Source organism: Sphingomonas sp. CFBP 13733 (assembly GCF_014841795.1).
GTDB lineage: Bacteria > Pseudomonadota > Alphaproteobacteria > Sphingomonadales > Sphingomonadaceae > Sphingomonas > Sphingomonas aerolata.
Map to the genome: position 1 here is coordinate 647,793 of NZ_JACYUP010000002.1, position 17,034 is coordinate 664,826.

Annotated in this window: 12 protein-coding genes and 1 pseudogene; 12 read left to right on the forward strand and 1 reads right to left on the reverse strand. The window is 70.8% G+C overall.

Annotation, left to right across the window (positions count from 1 at the left end; genetic code table 11):
• Positions 1-59: 59 nt before the first annotated feature.
• From IFT71_RS07255 to IFT71_RS07310, 12 genes and pseudogenes are all read left to right on the forward strand, one after another.
• Entirely contained in the window at positions 60-1,586 is a 1,527-nt protein-coding gene (locus IFT71_RS07255) for an acyl-CoA ligase (AMP-forming), exosortase A system-associated (RefSeq protein WP_192139914.1), read from the forward strand.
• Complete coding sequence (locus IFT71_RS07260; protein WP_192140251.1) at positions 1,586-2,824, forward strand: pyridoxal-dependent decarboxylase, exosortase A system-associated; 1,239 nt, start codon at positions 1,586-1,588, stop codon at positions 2,822-2,824. Before IFT71_RS07255 ends, IFT71_RS07260 begins: the two co-directional genes overlap by 1 nt.
• A gap of 128 nt (positions 2,825-2,952) precedes the next feature.
• The gene (locus tag IFT71_RS07265; RefSeq protein ID WP_192139916.1) at positions 2,953-3,597 is read left to right on the forward strand and encodes an XrtA/PEP-CTERM system exopolysaccharide export protein; all 645 of its coding nucleotides are present in this window, start codon (positions 2,953-2,955) and stop codon (positions 3,595-3,597) included.
• 11 nt (positions 3,598-3,608) lie between these two features.
• A complete protein-coding gene (locus tag IFT71_RS07270) occupies positions 3,609-5,132 on the forward strand; it encodes an XrtA system polysaccharide chain length determinant (RefSeq protein ID WP_192139918.1) in 1,524 nt (507 codons plus the stop codon).
• Positions 5,133-5,142: 10 nt separating this feature from the next.
• Positions 5,143-6,174, forward strand: a complete 1,032-nt coding sequence (locus IFT71_RS07275) for an AAA family ATPase (protein WP_192139919.1) — start codon at positions 5,143-5,145, stop codon at positions 6,172-6,174.
• Positions 6,171-7,823 carry a hypothetical protein gene (locus tag IFT71_RS07280; protein WP_192139921.1) on the forward strand — a complete coding sequence of 551 codons (1,653 nt, stop codon included), beginning with the start codon at positions 6,171-6,173 and terminating at the stop codon, positions 7,821-7,823. The genes IFT71_RS07275 and IFT71_RS07280 overlap by 4 nt, the downstream gene beginning before the upstream one ends.
• Positions 7,824-7,835: 12 nt before the next feature.
• Entirely contained in the window at positions 7,836-8,909 is a 1,074-nt protein-coding gene (locus IFT71_RS07285; protein WP_192139923.1) for an ExeA family protein, read from the forward strand.
• Positions 8,910-8,952: 43 nt separating this feature from the next.
• Positions 8,953-9,780 (forward strand): XrtA system polysaccharide deacetylase, encoded by an 828-nt coding sequence (locus IFT71_RS07290; RefSeq protein WP_192140253.1) that lies wholly within the window; start codon positions 8,953-8,955, stop codon positions 9,778-9,780.
• On the forward strand, positions 9,777-10,808 hold the full coding sequence (locus IFT71_RS07295; protein WP_192139925.1) for a FemAB family XrtA/PEP-CTERM system-associated protein: 1,032 nt from the start codon (positions 9,777-9,779) through the stop codon (positions 10,806-10,808). The genes IFT71_RS07290 and IFT71_RS07295 overlap by 4 nt, the downstream gene beginning before the upstream one ends.
• Positions 10,809-11,986: 1,178 nt before the next feature.
• A pseudogene (locus IFT71_RS07300) lies at positions 11,987-12,523 on the forward strand (glycosyltransferase); the annotation flags it as partial.
• Positions 12,520-14,025 carry an exosortase A gene (gene xrtA / locus IFT71_RS07305; protein WP_342212613.1) on the forward strand — a complete coding sequence of 502 codons (1,506 nt, stop codon included), beginning with the start codon at positions 12,520-12,522 and terminating at the stop codon, positions 14,023-14,025. The pseudogene IFT71_RS07300 and the gene xrtA, both read left to right, overlap by 4 nt.
• Positions 14,026-15,912, forward strand: a complete 1,887-nt coding sequence (locus IFT71_RS07310; protein ID WP_192139927.1) for an XrtA/PEP-CTERM system amidotransferase — start codon at positions 14,026-14,028, stop codon at positions 15,910-15,912.
• A gap of 22 nt (positions 15,913-15,934) precedes the next feature.
• On the opposite strand, the gene IFT71_RS07315 is transcribed toward IFT71_RS07310, so the two are convergent.
• On the reverse strand, positions 15,935-16,969 hold the full coding sequence (locus tag IFT71_RS07315) for an alpha/beta hydrolase (RefSeq protein WP_183935307.1): 1,035 nt from the start codon (positions 16,967-16,969) through the stop codon (positions 15,935-15,937).
• Positions 16,970-17,034: the final 65 nt, after the last annotated feature.

Below are 17,034 nucleotides of genomic sequence, written 5' to 3' on the forward strand. Positions count from 1 at the left end.
CCGGGCCCCGCTAGCCTGTAGGGGTGAATTCGGCAACGGCTTGGCGCTATGGAGGACCCATGACCCCGCCCGACCCCGTCCCGTTTCCGATCGATCACCTGACCTCGCGCGGCGCAGTCGACGACGTTGCGCTGATCGACCGCGCGGGGACGATGACGTTCCGCGACCTCGAAACCGCGGTCGCCACGCTCGCGGGCTGGCTGGCGGGGCAGGGGCTGGCGAAGGGTGCGCGCGTCGCGACCTGGCTGCCCAAGACGCGGGTCGCCTGCGTAATGCCGCTCGCGGCGGCGCGCGCGGGGCTGGTCCATGTCCCGGTCAACCCGCTGCTGCGGCGCGCGCAGGTCGCGCATATCCTCGCCGACAGCGGTGCTGCGCTGCTCGTGACGCAGGGCGCGCGCGCGGCGACGCTCGAGCCGGGCGACGTGCCCGCGGACTGCGCGATCGTCGACGAGGCCACGCTCGATCTGCAAGGCGAGGGCGGCCCGGGACCGTCCGATGCCGATCCGGATAGGCTCGCCGCGATCCTTTACACCTCGGGATCGACCGGGCGGCCCAAGGGGGTGATGCTGAGCCATGCCAATCTGTCGCTCGGCGCGGTGTCGGTCGCGCATTATCTGAAGCTCACGCGCGACGACCGGGTGCTGGGCGTGCTGCCGCTGTCGTTCGATTACGGCCAGAACCAGTTCTTCTCGACCTGGGCGGCGGGCGCGGCGGTCGCGCCGATCGACTATATGGTCGCGCGCGACGTCGTGAAGGCGGTCGAGCGGGTCGGCGCGACGACGCTCGCCGGCGTGCCGCCGCTCTGGGTGCAGCTGCTCGAGGCGGACTGGCCGGCGGAGACCGCGGCGCGGCTGCGGCGGCTGACCAATTCGGGCGGCGCGCTGACCCCGCGGCTCGTCGCAGGGTTGCGCGCGCGGTTCGCCGGCGCGGACATCTACGCGATGTACGGGCTGACCGAGGCGTTCCGCTCGACCTATCTCGACCCGGGGCTGATCGACGCGCATCCCGATGCGATGGGCCGCGCGATCCCGTTCGCGCAGGTGTCGGTGATCCGGCCCGACGGCACCCGCGCCGCGCCGGGCGAGCCGGGCGAGCTGGTGCATGCGGGCCCGCTGGTCGCGCAGGGTTATTGGCGCGATGCCGAGCGGACCGCGCAGCGCTTCCGCCCGGCGCCCGACGGCAACGGCATGGCGGTCTGGTCGGGCGATACCGTGGTCGAGGGCGCGGACGGGCTGCTCCGCTTCGTCGGCCGCGACGACGAGATGATCAAGAGCGCGGGCAACCGGATCAGCCCGCTCGAGGTCGAGGAGGCGGTGCTCGCCGGCAACGAAGCCCGCGAAGCGGTCGCGGTCGGCGTGGCCGATCCGCGGCTGGGGCAGGCGATCGTCGTGATGCTCGCGGGCGACGCGGCGGATGAGCCCGCGCTCAGGACCCGGTTGCGCACCGCGCTGCCGAGCTTCATGCAGCCCGCGGGCTATCTGTGGCGCGACGCGCTGCCGCGCAACGCCAACGCCAAGCTCGACCGGTCCGCGATCGCGGCCGAGGTCCGGGCATGGTCGACCGCCAACGAACAGGGACGGGCATGATGAAGCCGATGGGGGCGTTGCCGCCCGAATTTGCGCACCAGTCGGGCGCGCTGACGATCGGCGGGCAGTCCGGGGCGGCCTGGGTCGCACAGGCCGGCGACACGCCGCTGTTCGTCTATGACAGCGCCATCGTCGCGGCGCGGATCGCGCGGTTCCGCGCGGCGATGCCCGCGATCGACCTGCATTACGCGATCAAGGCGAACCCGCATTCGGCGCTGCTCGCGGCGGTCGCACCGCTGGTCGACGGGCTCGACGTCGCGTCGGCGGGCGAGCTCGGCATGGCGCTGGCGGTCAAGCCGGCGCATGCGATCAGCTTTGCCGGACCCGGCAAGCGCGACGACGAACTCGCCGCGGCGATCCGCGCGGGTGCGACCTTGAACGTCGAATCGGAGGGCGAGGCCACCCGCGGCTTCGCGATCGGCGCGCGGCTTGGGATCGCGCCGCGGATGGCGGTGCGCGTGAACCCCGATATCGAACTGCGCGGATCGGGGATGCGGATGGGCGGCCGCGCCTCGCCCTTCGGGGTCGATGCGGAGCGTGCGGCGGCGCTGGTGCGCGAGATCGTCGCGGCAGGCGCGGACTGGCGCGGGTTCCACATCTATGCAGGCAGCCAGGCGCTCGACGCGGGCGCGATCATCGAGACGCAGGCGGCCACGCTCGACCTCGCCGCGCGGCTCGCCGACGCGGCGGGCGTCGCGCCGCCGCTGGTCAATCTGGGCGGCGGGTTCGGCGTGCCCTATTTCGCCAACGACATCGCGCTCGACGTCGAGCGGGTCGGCGCGGCGCTGCACGCGGCGCTGGAGACCCGCGCGGCCGTGCTGCGCGACACCCGGTTCGCGATCGAGCTGGGGCGGTGGCTGGTCGCCGAGGCCGGCGTGTACCTGACCCGCGTCATCGACGTGAAGCACAGCCAGGGCGAGACCTTCGTCGTGGTCGATGGCGGGCTCAATCATCAGCTCGCGGCGAGCGGCAATTTCGGCACCGTGGTCCGGCGCAACTATCCGATCGCGGTCGCCGCGCGGATGGGGGAGGCGGGGGCGGACGCGGTGTCTGTCGTGGGACCGCTGTGCACCCCGCTCGACCGGCTCGGCGACCGCGTCGCGCTGCCGCCGGTAGCTATCGGCGACCTGATCGCGATCTTCATGGCGGGGGCATACGGCGCCAGCGCGAGCCCGGCGGCGTTTCTCGGGCATCCACCCGCGCTCGAGATCGTTACTTCAATCCAACCCCAGCCATGAGCGTGGCGGCGGGCGGGGTTGCGGGGCGCTCCTAAACGCTATCTTCACCTGTTTCCCTGCATAGCCCGTGCGAGTTTAACCGGCCATCGGACACCCGTTGCCGGGATGGCGCCAGGAGATCAGTGCCCATGCGTTCCGGACCCGTTTCCCGTTCCCTGTTCACGCTGGGGCTCGCCGCGTCGTCGCTGGCCGCCTGCAGCAGCACCGGCGGTCCGCCCGAACTGCCGCCCGCGGCCTATGTCGCGAACAAGGAACTGCCGGGCGAGGAATATGTGATCGGCCCGCTCGATCAGCTCAACATCTTCGTCTGGCGCAATCCCGAACTGTCGTCGAAGGTCCAGGTCCGCCCCGACGGCCGGATCACGACGCCCTTGGTCAACGACATGCCCGCGGTCGGCAAGACGCCCGCCCAGCTCGCCGACGACATGAAGAAGGCGCTCGGCGAATATGTCAAAAACCCGATCGTCTCGGTCATCGTCGAGAATTTCAGCGGTACCTACAGCCAGCAGGTCCGCATCGTCGGCGCGACCGAAAAGCCCGCCTCGATCCCCTATCGTGCCAATATGACGCTGCTCGACGCGATGATCGCGGTCGGCGGGCTCAGCCAGTATGCGGCGGGCAACAAGGCGCGGCTGGTGCGCTACGACCGGGCAAGCGGCAAGCAGAGCGAGTTCTCGCTGCAGATCTCGAACCTGTTGAAAAAGGGCGATTCGTCCGCCAATGTCAGGCTTGAGCCCGGTGACGTCATCATCATCCCCGAATCGATGTTCTGAGGCGTGGCGGTATGAACGGCATCTATGACGAGGCGCGGGTCGCGCTGCACGCGATCTGGACGCGGCGGTGGCTTGCGCTCGCGATCGCGTGGGGCGTGTGCGTCCTCGGCTGGCTGTTCGTATCGCAGATCCCGAGCCGCTATGAATCGCGCGCGCGCGTCTTCGTCCAGATGCAGAACCTGCTGCCCGCGAGCATGGACCAGCCGTCGGCCTCGAGCCGCACCGACATCGACACGATCCGCCAGACGCTGACCTCCGCGGTCAATCTGGAGAAGGTCGTGCGCGGCACTGACCTTGCCAACACGGTGGCCAGCGACCGCGACGTCGCCGACCGCGTCGCCAGCCTCGCCCAGTCGATCAAGGTCACGTCGGCGCAGGACAATCTGTTCGAGATCGCGACGACCGCGGCGAGTCCGAAGCTGGCGCGGACGATCACGCAGAAGCTGATCGACATCTTCGTCGAGGGCAATCTGGCGGGCGACCGGACGAGCACCAGCCAGAGCCTCAGCTTTCTCGACAAGCAGCTGGCACAGCGGCAGAAGCAGCTGCAGGACGCGGAAGCCAAGCGCGCCGACTTCCAGAACCGCTATCTCGGCGCGCTGCCCGGCACCGGGTCGGTCGCCGACCGGATCGGCGCTGCGCGGTCGCAGATGGCGCAGGTCGACGGCGATCTCGCCGCGGCACAATCGGGGCTCGCCGCGGTGCAGGGACAGATGGCCGGCGTCGCGCGGACCGTCGCGGGCAGCGGCGGCGTCGCCGGTGCGGCCGGACCCGCACGCGCCCGGCTTGCAGCGATTCAGGGACAGCTCGCTGATGCCCGTGCGCGCGGCTATACCGAAAGCCATCCCGACGTCGTCGCACTGCGCGCGCAGCTCGCCCAGGCGACCGCGGCGGCGCGCGGCGAACCATTGTCGGGCGGCAGCGGCGCGGGCTCGTCGCCCAATCCGCTCTATGTCTCGCTGCAGGCGATGATGGCGGACAAGCAGGCGGCGGTCGCGTCGCTCAGGATCCGTCGCGCGCAGCTGCAGGGCGATCTCGACCAGCTCAACGCCAAGCTCTCCGAGGATCCGACCGTCGCCGCCGAACAGGGCGCGATCGACCGCGATTATCAGGTGCTGAAGGACCAGTATGACCAGCTGCTGACCCAGCGCGAGCAGATCGCATTGCGGGGCCAGGCGCAGTCGCAGACCGATCGCGTCAAGTTCAGCGTGATCGACCCGCCGACCACGCCGCAAAAGCCGAGCGCACCGAACCGGATGCTGCTGCTGACCGGCGTGCTGGTCGCCGGGCTCGGTGCCGGGATCGGCGGCGCGTTCCTGCTCGGCCAGCTCCGCGGCACGTTCGCGACCAGCGCCCGGCTCGAACGCGTCGCGGGCATCCCCGTGATCGGGTCGATCGGCGAAGTCGTGACGCGCACCCAGTCCGAACTGCGCGCCAAGCAGTTCCGGATGTTCCTCGGCGGCACGGCAGCACTCGGCGCCGCCTATGTGCTGCTGCTGGGCGTCGAGATCCTGCAGCGTGGCCTGGCGGCCTGAGGACGTGACCATGCGTAGCAAGATCCCCGAATCGCACGAAGCCAGCGGCGAGCCGCCACGCGCGCCGTCGCTGCTCGAACGGGCCGCCACGGTCTATGACTTCAACCAGCACGTGCGGGCCCGGCCGCCGGTGCCGCCGGTCGAACCGGCACGCGTACCTGAGCCTGCCGCCGAGCCCGTTGCGGCGTTCGAGGCCGACGCGCCGGACTCCGACGATGCGACCTTCCTCGCGATCCCGCCCGAGCTTCGCGCGCCGATCGGGCAGGAATTGCCCGACGAGTTCCACCTGCCGCTGGTCGCCAGCGACACGGCGATGATCGATCGCGGGATGCTGGCGGCGAACGGCATGATGGTGCCCGGTGCGCCGGTCGGCCCGCTGGCGGAGGAGTTCCGCCTCATCAAGCGGCAGCTGCTGATCACGCGCGCGCAGATCGAGGCCAGCACGATGCCCGACAAGGCGCGCACGATCCTCGTCTGCTCGGCGCGGCCGAACGACGGCAAGACCTTCTGCGCGATCAACCTTGCACTCTCGATCGCCGCGGAACGCGATACCGAGGTGCTGCTGGTCGATGCCGATGTCGCCAAGCCCGACGTGCTGCGGCAGCTCGGGCTCGACGATGGCCCCGGCCTGCTCGATGCTCTGGCCGATACGAGCATCGACGTCGAGACGCTGGTGATCCGCACCGACGTGCCGCATCTCTCGATCCTGCCCGCGGGCGACCGGACGACGATGGACACCGAACTGCTCGCCAGCGCGCGGACCCGCGCGGTGCTCGCGCGGCTACTCGCGGCGGATCCGCGGCGCATCGTGATCTTCGATTCGCCGCCCGCGCTCGCCGCGTCCCCCGCGGGCGTGCTCGCGATGCTGGTCGGGCAGGTCATGCTCGTCGTCCGCGCCGACCATACGCCCGAGAGCGAGGTCCGCGCCGCGGTCAACCGGCTCGACAGCTGCGAGCATATCCAGCTGGTACTCAACGCGGTCTCGTTCGTCCCCGGCGGCGCGCGGTTCGGCAGCTATTACGAGCAAGGCGGCGCGCGGTGAACGACGTCCGCCTGATCCTCGGCGGCGCGGCCGCGCTGTTCGTCGCAGGGCCCGCGCTCGCCCAGTCCGACTCCGCGTCCGGTAGCGGGCAGGGCACGCGACGCGTCGTGGTCCGGCCTTATATCGAGGCGACGCAGATCCTCGATGCGGATCTCAGCGGCGGCGACGTGCTCACCTACACCTCGCTCGCCGCGGGCGTCGATGCGGCGGTGTCGACCGCGCGGATCAACGGGCAGGTCAGCTATCGCTACGAACGCCGCTTCGCCTATGACGACGATATCGGCGACACCGACATCCATTCGGGTCTCGCGCGGGTCGAGGCGCAACTGACGCGCAACCTCTCGCTGGAAGCGGGCGGGATCGCCACGCGCTCGCGCTCGGACATCCGCGGCGCCGCGCCCGGCGTGCTGGTCGGCAACGTGTCGAACATCGCGCAGGTCTATGCCGTCTATGGCGGGCCGAATTTCGCCGCGCAGGCGGGCGACGTCGCGGTCAACGCGAACTACCGGCTGGGCTATACCAAGGTCGAGACCCCGACCTTCGGCACCGCCGCGACCGGCGGGCAGCGGCTCGATTATTACGACGATTCGATCGGCCACACCGCGACGGCCAGCGCGGGCTTCCGGCCGGGCACGCTGCTGCCGGTCGGGCTGACCGCAAGCGCGGGGTTCGACCGCGAGACCGCCGGCCAGCTCAGCCAGCGCTACCAGGGCTATTTCGGCCGCGGCGACGCGGTGCTGCCGGTGTCGCCCTATGTCGCGCTGACCGCGGGCCTCGGCTATGAACGGATCGAGACGAGCCAGAAGGATGCGCTGGTCGATGCCGCGGGCGTCCCCGTGCTCGACCGCGACGGCCGGTTCCGGACCGCGCCGGGATCGCCGCGTCGCATCGCCTATCGCACCGACGGGCTCTATTACGACGCGGGCGTGATCTGGCGACCGAACCGGCGGACCTCGGTCGAGGCGCGGATCGGCGAACGCTATGGCTCGCTCAGCTTTACCGGCACCGCGACCTACCAGGCGTCGAAGGACGTCGGCGTCGCGGTCAACGTCTATGACGGCGTGCAGACCTTCGGCCGCCAGCTGCGCACCGGCCTCGCCAACCTGCCGACCAGCTTCCTCGCGCCCAACCAAGGCTTTGCGCAGCAGTTCAACGGCTGCGTGTTCGGTGCGACCGGCGCAGCGCCGGGCGGCTGCCTCGACGACGTGTTCCAGTCGATCTCGACCTCGAGCTACCGTGCGCGCGGGATCGACGCGGTGCTCGTCGCGACGCGCGGGCGGACGACCTTTGGCGGCGGGATCGGCTATGCCAATCGCCGGCTCTTCGCACCGCGCGGCGCGCCCGGCCTCGTCGTCACGGGCCTCGAGGACGAGAGCTATTACGGCCAGCTCTATTTCGCGCGGTCGCTGTCTTCGGTATCGGGGATCAGTGCGACCGCGTTCGTGAACTATTTCGACAGCCAGCTCGGCGGCGGTTTCGTTACCGCGGGCGATGGCGGGGTCTGGTCCTATGGCGCGACCGGCACCTATTACCGTAATTTCGGACGGCTCGGCACGACCGCGTCGCTCGGGTTATACAGCTTCAAGGTCGGCGACTTCGACAGCGACTGGTCCGCACAGGCGTTGCTCGGTGCACGGTATCAGTTCTAGGATATTTGGCAGATGTACGACGAACATTACGGACTGACGGGACGCCCGTTCCAGCTCACCCCGGACCCCCGATTCTGGTTCGAATCGGGAACGCATCGCAAGGCGATGGCCTATCTCGGCTATGGCCTGGCGCAGGGCGAGGGCTTCATCGTCATGACCGGCGATATCGGCGCGGGCAAGACCACGCTGGTCGGGCATCTGATGGACACGATCGACCATCAGAGCCTGAACGCGATCCGGCTGGTGTCGACCGCGATCGAGGCGAGCGACCTGCTGCGGATCGTCGCGACCGCGCTCGGTGTCGACCCGGCGGGGCTCGAAAAGGCGCAGTTGCTGACCGCGATCGAACGCGGGCTGCACGCCGTCGCACGGACCGGCAAGCGCACGCTGCTGATCGTCGACGAGGCGCAGGCGCTGCCCGTGTCCGCGCTCGAGGAACTGCGGATGCTGTCCAATTTCCAGACCGCCGGCCATGCGCTGCTGCAGATCCTGCTGCTCGGCCAGCCCGAATTCCGCGACCGGCTCCACGGCTCCGACGGGCTCGAACAGCTCCGCCAGCGGGTGATCGCGATCCACCATCTCGATCCGATGGAGCCACACGAGGTCGCCGATTATATCGCGCACCGCCTGTCGGTGGTCGGGTGGGAGGGCAATCCGGCGTTCACCGACGACGCGGTCGCCGCGCTGTTCGACGGGTCGGACGGTATCCCCCGCCGCCTCAACATGCTGGCGGGCCGCGTCATGCTCTATGCCGCGATCGAGGATCTGCGCGTCATCGACGGCGCCGTCGTCCGCGCCGTGCAGAGCGACCTGACCGCGGACCTGCCGACACTCGCGACGACGCCCACGCCCGAGCCTGCCGCCGAACCCGCCGCCGAACCCAAGGCACAGCCCCGCGGCACGTCCGACCCCGCCACCGACCCCGCGGTCCTCGACCGGCTCGCAATGCTCGAGGCGCGCGTCGAGCAGCAGGACCAGGCGCTGCGCCGCGTCCTGACCTTGCTCGTCGAGTGGGTCGAGGGCGACGAGCCCAGGCCCGATTACAAGCCGATCCGCGGCGCGTCGCACTGGCACGACGCGGCGTGATCCGGTGACGACGGCGGTAACGGCCGGCCCGATCCGCAACGGCATGTCGGTCGATGTCGAGGATTGGTTCCAGGTCGGCGCGTTCGAGACGGTGATCGACAAGGCGGATTGGGACGGCCTCCAGCCGCGGGTCGAGGCGAACACCGATGCGGTGCTCGCGCTGTTTGCCGAAAGCGGCGTGCACGCGACCTTCTTCACGCTCGGCTGGGTCGCGCACCGCTATCCCGCACTGATCCGCCGGATCGTCGATGCGGGGCACGAGATCGCGAGCCATGGCTGGGATCACCAGCGCGTCTTCACCATGGATGCAGGCCTGTTCCGCGCCGACCTCGCGCGCGCGCGCGCGGCGATCGAGGATGCGGCGGGACAGCGTGTCACGGGCTACCGCGCGCCGAGCTTCTCGATCGACCAGCGCACGCCCTGGGCACACGCCGTGCTGGCGGAAGCGGGCTATGCCTATTCGTCGAGCGTCGCACCGCTCGCCCACGATCATTATGGCTGGCGCGACGCACCGCGCTTCGCCTTCCGCCCGCTGGCCGACAGCGCATTGCTCGAAGTGCCCGTCACCGTCGCGCAGTTCGGCACGCGCCGCGTCGCCACGGGGGGCGGGTTCTTCCGGCTGCTGCCCGCCGCGCTGATGGATTTCGCGGTCCGCCAGGTGAACGCCGCCGACCACCCGGCGATGTTCTATTTCCACCCCTGGGAGATCGACCCCGCCCAGCCGCGTGTCGCGGCGGCACCCTTGCGCTCGAAGATCCGGCATTATTCGCGGCTTGGCGCGATGGCGGGCAAGCTGCGCGGACTGCTCGGCCGGCATGACTGGGGTCGCGTCGATGCCGCGGTCGCGGTCGAGGCGGGTCGGCTGCGGTGACGACGGCCACCGTGCGCGAGGCGGATCTCGCCGACGCGGACGAGCGCGCGCGGATCGCGACGTTCGTCGATGCGACGGCGGCGGCGACGCCGTTCCATCTGCCCGCGTGGAGCATCGCGGTCGCGCGCGGTTGCGGCCAGCGCGCACGCTATCTGGTCGCGGAGCGGGGCGGGACGATCACCGGCGTGCTGCCGCTGACCGAGATGCGATCGCCGCTGTTCGGGCGTGCGCTCGTCTCGGCGGGGTTCGCGGTCGATGGCGGCGTGCTCGGCGACGCCGCGGTCGAGCCGCTCGCCGCGGCGGCCTGGGATCTGGCGCAGCGGCGCGGTTGCCCGTCGGTCGAGCTTCGCGGTGGCGCGGTGCCCGCGGGTTGGGACAGCGACGCGGACAGCTATCTGGGGTTCGCACGCGATCTGGCGGCGGATGACGATGCCGAACTGCTCGCCATCCCGCGCAAGCAGCGCGCCGAGGTGCGGCGCGCGCTCGGCTTCGACCTCGACATCGCGACCGGCCGCGACCGCGCAATGCTCGCCGAGCATTACCGCGTCTATGCCGAATCGGTGCGCAATCTGGGGACGCCGGTCTTTCCCGCGCGGCTCTTCCGCTCGGTCGTCGAGACGATGGACGCCGACGTACTGACCGTCCGCCACCGCGGCCGCGCGGTCGCGAGCGTGCTCAGCCTCTATCACCGCGGGACGGTCTATCCCTATTGGGGCGGCGGGACCGAGGCGGCGCGCGGCCTGCGTGCGAACGACCGGATGTATTTCGCGCTGATGGCTCATGCCCGCGCGCGCGGCTGCACGCGGTTCGACTTCGGACGGTCCAAGACCGGCACCGGCGCGGCCGCGTTCAAGAAGAACTGGGGGTTTACGCCCGTGCCGCGGCTTTATGCCAAGCGCAGCGACGGGCCCGCGCGCGAGGTCAATCCGCTCAACCCCAGATATGCGCTGATGGTGCGCAGCTGGAAGAAGATGCCGCTCTGGGCGGCCAATCTCGCCGGACCGTGGATCTCCCGGGGTCTGGGGTGAGCGACCTGCTGTTCCTCGCGCACCGGGTGCCGTTTCCGCCCGATCGCGGCGACAAGATCCGCAGCTTTCATGTGCTCCGCTATCTCAGCGCACGCATGCGCGTCCATCTCGTCGCGTTTGCCGACGACGCGGCGGACCTCGATCCGCCTGCGGCCTTCACAGACATGCTGGCGAGCTGCACGATCCTGCCACGCGGCAAGTCGCAGGCGCGCGCCGGACTCGAGGCGCTGGCCACCGGCAAGCCCGTCTCGCTGACGGCGTTCGCCTCTCCCGCCATGCAGGCCGCCGTCGACCGCATCCTGCCACGCGTCGAGGGCATCTACTGTTTCTCGGGTCAGATGGCGCAGTACCTCCCCGATGACGGGCCACCCGTGGTCATGGACTTCGTCGACATGGACTCCGCCAAGTTCGCAGGCTTCGCGGACGACTCCCGCGGCCCGATGCGCTGGATGATGCGCCGCGAGGCACGGCTGCTCGGCGCGTTCGAGCGGGAGATCGCGGCGAGGGTCTCCGCCAGCCTGTTCGTCAGCGAAGCCGAAGCCACCCTGTTCCGCACCGGCGGCGCCACCGGCCGCATCCTCGCGGTCGAGAACGGCATCGACTCGGCCACGTTCGATCCGGCGGGGCAGGCTGACAAGTCTGGGCAGGCAGCAACCCCATCTCACCACCCCGGCGAAGGCCGGGGCCCAGTTGGAAAGGCCGCAGTAACACCGGACAGTCCGCCGCCATCAACGTCCCCCAACTGGACCCCGGCCTTCGCCAGGGAGGTGAAGGGCGGCGCGCCCGACCCGGCTGCGCATGGCGGGCAGGCCGCAACCCCATCCCACCACCCCGGCGAAGGCCGGGGCCCAGTTGGAAAGGTCGCAGTAACACCGGACAGTCCGTCGTCATCCACGTCTCCCAACTGGACCCCGGCCTCCGCCGGGGAGGTGCCGGGCGGCGCGGGTGGCGCGACCGGACGCTTCCTGGCGGTCGAGGACGGTATCGACTCGGCGACGTTCGACCCGGCTGCGCATACTGGGCGAGCCACACCTCCATCCCACCACCCCGGCGAAGGCCGGGGCCCAGTTGGAAAGGTCGCAGTAACACCGGACAGTCCGTCGTCATCCACGTCCCCCAACTGGACCCCGGCCTCCGCCGGGGCGGTGAAGAGTGGGGCGGTACAGAGTGCGGCGCATGCAGACCCGCTGATCGTCTTCACCGGCCAGATGGACTACCGCCCCAATATCGAAGCCGTGACCTGGTTCGCCCGCGACATCCTCCCCCGGATCCGCACGCAACACCCGACAGCCCGGTTCGCGATCGTCGGCCGCGCCCCGACTCCGGCGGTGCAGGCGCTGGCAGGCGACGCGGTGATCGTCACCGGCGCGGTCGACGACGTGCGCGGCTGGCTCGCCGCAGCCGAGGTCTGCGTCGCCCCGCTGAAGCTCGCCCGCGGCATCCAGAACAAGGTGCTGGAGGCGATGGCGATGGCGCGGCCGGTCGTCGCCTCGGCGGCGGCGGCGGAGGGAATCGACCACGCCGGCACGATCCGCGTCGCGGCGGACGCGAGCGAATTCGCCGCGCAGGTCCGTGCGCTGCTCGACGCACCCGCCGACGCGGCAGACCTCGGCCGGGCCGCGCGCGCGCAGGTGCTGCGACGCTATGGCTGGGACGCGCGGCTCGCACCGCTCGATGCGCTGTTCGGGGTCGAAGGGCGCCGGTCCCCATCGTGACCGATCGCCCCGCGACGTCCTGGCCCCGGCATCTGCTCGCGCTCGGCATCGCGGCGACCCTGCTGCTCGCGCTGTTCCGCCGCGACGTCGCCGATCTGACGACGATCTGGTGGACCAGCACGACCTTCGGCCACTGCCTGTTCATTACCCCGGTGATCGCGTGGCTGGTGTGGCAGCGGCGCGGCGAGCTCGCGCAACTGACGCCGGTCGGCTGGTGGCCGGGGCTGGCGCTGGTCGCGGTCGGCGGGGCAGGGTGGCTGATGGGCGATGCGGCCTCGGTCAATCTCGCGCGGCAACTGGGGCTGGTGCTGATGCTGCAGGGCGCGGTCGTCGCGATCCTCGGCCCCAATGTAGCACGCGGATTGCTGTTCCCGCTCGGCTATGCGCTGTTCCTCGTGCCCTTCGGCGAGGGGATCGAGCCGCCCTTGCAGGCGGTGACGGTCGCGATCGTCATGCCGCTGCTGCATCTGGTCGGCGTGCCCGCGGTCGTCGACGGCGTGCTGATCCATGCCGGCCGCTATTATTTCGAGGTGGCGGAGGCGTGCTCGGGCGCCAAGTTCGTGATCGCGATGGTCGCGTTCGCGGTGCTCGTCGCCAATGTATGTTTCGTGTCGTGGCGGCGGCGCGCGGTGTTCCTCGCCGTGTCGGTCGTGGTGCCGGTCGTCGCCAACGGGTTCCGCGCGTTCGGGACGATCTGGGCGGCCGAGCTGACTTCGGTCGAGGCGGCGACGGGGATCGACCACATCGTCTATGGCTGGCTGTTCTTCGCGCTCGTGATGGCGGCGGTGCTCGCGATCGGCTGGCGCTGGTTCGACCGCGCGCCCGACGATCCCGCCTTCGATCCCGCGCAGCTGCAGGCGGTCCCGCGCTATCGGGGCGATCTCGCCATCGTCACGCTGCTCGTGCTGGCGGTCGGATCGGCGTTTCCCGCCTGGAGCGCGGCGGTCGCGGGGCGGCGGGAGGCGCTGCCCGCGCAGATCGCGCTGCCCGACGTGCCCGGCTGGCACCGCGTTGATGTCAGCGTCCGCGCGCCGTGGATGCCCTGGTATCCGGGCGCCGACCATTATCTGTTCGGCCGCTATGCCGACGCGTCGGGCGCGACCGTCGACATGGCGCTCGCGGTGTTCGGCCGGCAGGGCGACGGGCACGAGCTGATCGCGTTCGGCACGGGGGTGCTGCGCGAGGAGGATCGCTGGGTCCGCGTCGCCGATCTTCCCCCGGTCGCGGACGCCGCGGGCGTGCGCGGTTCGGCGATGCGGATTACCGCGCCGGGACCCGTGGAGCGCATCGTCGCGACGTGGTACCGGGTCGGCGATGCTACCACCGATGACGGGATGATCGTGAAGATCGAGACGATGAAGGCGCGGCTGTTCGGCGGACCGCAGCGCGCGGTTGCGGTGCATCTGTCGGTCGAGGGCGGCGATCCGCGACCGATGGCGCGCTTCCTCGCCGCGCTCGGGCCGGTGGGCATTGTCGCCGATCACGCCGCGGGCCTGCGCTGAATGTGCGGGATTGCCGGGATCTTTCACCCGGGCACGCCAAAGCCGGTCGATCCGAACCGCATCCAGGCGATGATCGCCGCGCTCGCGCATCGTGGTCCCGATGGCGACGGCATCTGGACCGCGCCGGGCGTCGGGCTGGGGCATCGCCGGCTGTCGATCATCGACCTCGAAGGCTCGCCGCAGCCGATGTCCGACGGCGACCTGACGATCAGCTATAATGGCGAGATCTACAATTTCGCCGAGCTGCGCGCCGACCTGATCGCGGCCGGCGCGCGGTTCCGCACCAGGGGCGATACCGAGGTGCTGCTCCACGGCTGGCGCGCCTGGGGGCCGTCGATGCTCGACCGGCTGAACGGCATGTTCGCCTTCGCGATCCACGACGCCGGCGCCCGCGCGCTGTTCCTCGCGCGCGACCGGCTGGGGGTGAAGCCGCTTCATTATGTCGAGCTGGCGGACGGCTCGGTCGCGTTCGCCTCCGAGCTGAAGGGCCTGCTCGCCAACCCGCTGGTCCGGCGCGCGCCCGATCTGTCCGCGGTCGAGGATTACATGGCGCTCGGCTACGTCCCCGACGACGCCTGTCTGGTCGCGGGCGTGAAGAAGCTCGCGGCCGGGCATTTCCTGCTGATCGAGCGCGGGCGCGGCATGCCCGCGCCGCGCCGCTGGTGGGACGTCGACTTCTCCAACCGTGCGACCGGCTCCACCAAGGCGCTGGGCGAGGAACTGGTCGAGCGGATGCGCGCGGGCGTGCGGTCGCGGATGGTCGCGGACGTGCCGCTCGGCGCGTTCCTGTCGGGCGGGGTCGACAGCTCGGCGGTGGTCGCGCTGATGGCGGAGGCGAGCCCGCGCGCGGTCCGCACCTGCACGATCGGTTTCGACGAGGCGGGGCATGACGAGCGCGGCCATGCGACGACGATCGCACGCCGCTTCGCCACCGATCATGCCGAGCGGGTAGTCGATCCCGACGATTTCGCGCTGATCGACACGCTGGTCGCCGCGTTCGACGAGCCGTTCGCCGATGGATCAGCGCTCGCCACCTATCAGGTCTGCGCGCTGGCCCGCGAGCGGGTGACGGTCGCGCTGTCGGGCGACGGTGCGGACGAGGCGCTGGCGGGCTACAGGCGCTACCGCTTCCAGGCGGCGGAGGAACGCGTGCGCGGCCTGCTCCCCGCGCATCTCAGGACGCATATATTCGGCGCACTCGGCCGGCATTACCCCAAGGCCGACTGGGCACCGCGACCGTTCCGCGCGAAATCGACCCTGCTCGCGCTCGCGGCAGGGGGTGGCGAGGCCTATGCCCGCTCGGTCGGGGTCACGACGCCCGAAGTCCGCGCGCGGCTGTTCTCGGGCGCCGCGAAAGCCGCGCTGGGCGGCTACCGCGCGGAGGAACGCTATGTCGCGACGATGGCGAATGCCCCCGCGCGCGACGCGATCGACCGCGCGCAATATGCCGATCTCAAGCACTGGCTGCCCGGCGACATCCTGACCAAGGTCGACCGCACCAGCATGGCGGTCGGGCTGGAAGCGCGCGAACCGCTGCTCGACCACCGGCTGGTCGAGTTCTGCGCGACCTTGCCCGTCGGCATGCGGCTCCGCCACGGCGAGGGCAAATGGCTGATGAAGAAGGCGATGGAGCCCTATCTGCCGAAAGAGATCCTCTACCGCCCGAAAATGGGCTTCGTGACGCCGATCAGCGCGTGGTTCCGCGGCGCGCTGGCGGGCGAGGCGAGCGCGCTCGGATCGTCGCGGATGCTCGCCGAGACGGGCTGGTTCGACATGGCCGCGATCACCGCGCTCGCCGAGGCACATCGCGGCGGGCGCGCCGAGCATGGCCGCACGCTGTGGCAGCTGATGATGCTCGAACGGTCGCTGAAGCGGGTGTTCGGCTAACCCCGGGTACTCACACCCGCCGTCAGAGCGGCGCTTCGGGCCCGATCGCCTCGCGCATCCAGCGGTCGAACAGCTGCGGCCAGAGCGAACCCGGCGAGCTCGCGGGCAGCCGCGTGCCGAACCCGTGGCGCCCACGACGCAGGATATGCGCCTCGACCGGAATGTCGACGCGACGCGCGGCGGCGAGCATGTCGAGGCTGTTAGCGACCGGCACCGTGTCGTCATCCTCGGCATGGACCAGGAACAGCGGCGCATCACCGCTGCGCAGATTGCGGTCGATCGCATAGCGCGCCTGCATCGCCGGGTCGGGATTGGGGCCGAGCAGCTGCGCGCGCGAGCCGCCATGGCTGCGCCCCGGATCCATGTTCGACACCGCGTACATCAGCCCGGCAAAGGCCGGCCGCGCCGACAGCCGGTCCGCGGCATCGACCGGGCGATAGACCTCGAGGCCATGATGGATCTCGAGCGAGCCGGCGAGATGCCCGCCCGCCGAGAAGCCGAGCACGCCCAGCGTCTCGGGGTTGATCGCATAGCGCCGCGCATTGGCGCGGATCAGCCGCATCGCGCGCTGCACGTCGGACAGCGGCACGTTGGCGCGGTCCGCCCAGCCTTCGCCCGGCATCCGGTAGCTGAGCACGAACACGGTGATGCCGAAGCCGTTCAGCACCCGCGCGACGTCGATCCCTTCGTTGCGCAGCGAGGTGATCGAATAGCCGCCGCCGGGGCAGACCAGCACCGCGCGGCCATCGGGGCGGGCGGCGCGGAACACGCCGACCTCGGGCTGGACGACCCCGCGCATCTGCACGTCGCGGTAGCCGCCCGGGCGTCCGGTGATCATCGGGCGCGGGCGCGGCAGCGGGGTCGGTGCGCCCGCCGGAATGCCGGGCCACAGCGCGAACCGCTCGGCGGGCGGCCAGACCGGATCGCCGGCGAGACGCGCGCCGCGACTTGCGCTCCCGTTCGTCGCGGACTGGCCGGCGGCGTCGGAGAGCAGGGCGGCGGGGGCGATCCCGGCCGCGAGCGGCAGGGCGAGCAAGGTTCGGCGGTCGAAGGTCATGGCGCGGTAGCTAGCCGATCCCGATCGCGCAGGGGAAGGGGCGATCGACACGCATCCGCCGGCAA

What these genes read in the sequence shown, in the direction of transcription:
- IFT71_RS07270 (WP_192139918.1), top strand. Translation starts at nt 3,609, where the DNA reads ATGAACGGCATCTATGACGAGGCGCGGGTCGCGCTGCACGCGATCTGG.
- IFT71_RS07290 (WP_192140253.1), top strand. Translation starts at nt 8,953, where the DNA reads ATGTCGGTCGATGTCGAGGATTGGTTCCAGGTCGGCGCGTTCGAGACG.
- IFT71_RS07285 (WP_192139923.1), top strand. Translation starts at nt 7,836, where the DNA reads ATGTACGACGAACATTACGGACTGACGGGACGCCCGTTCCAGCTCACC.
- IFT71_RS07310 (WP_192139927.1), top strand. Translation starts at nt 14,026, where the DNA reads ATGTGCGGGATTGCCGGGATCTTTCACCCGGGCACGCCAAAGCCGGTC.
- IFT71_RS07255 (WP_192139914.1), top strand. Translation starts at nt 60, where the DNA reads ATGACCCCGCCCGACCCCGTCCCGTTTCCGATCGATCACCTGACCTCG.
- IFT71_RS07275 (WP_192139919.1), top strand. Translation starts at nt 5,143, where the DNA reads ATGCGTAGCAAGATCCCCGAATCGCACGAAGCCAGCGGCGAGCCGCCA.
- IFT71_RS07265 (WP_192139916.1), top strand. Translation starts at nt 2,953, where the DNA reads ATGCGTTCCGGACCCGTTTCCCGTTCCCTGTTCACGCTGGGGCTCGCC.
- IFT71_RS07315 (WP_183935307.1), bottom strand. Translation starts at nt 16,969, where the DNA reads ATGACCTTCGACCGCCGAACCTTGCTCGCCCTGCCGCTCGCGGCCGGG.
- IFT71_RS07260 (WP_192140251.1), top strand. Translation starts at nt 1,586, where the DNA reads ATGAAGCCGATGGGGGCGTTGCCGCCCGAATTTGCGCACCAGTCGGGC.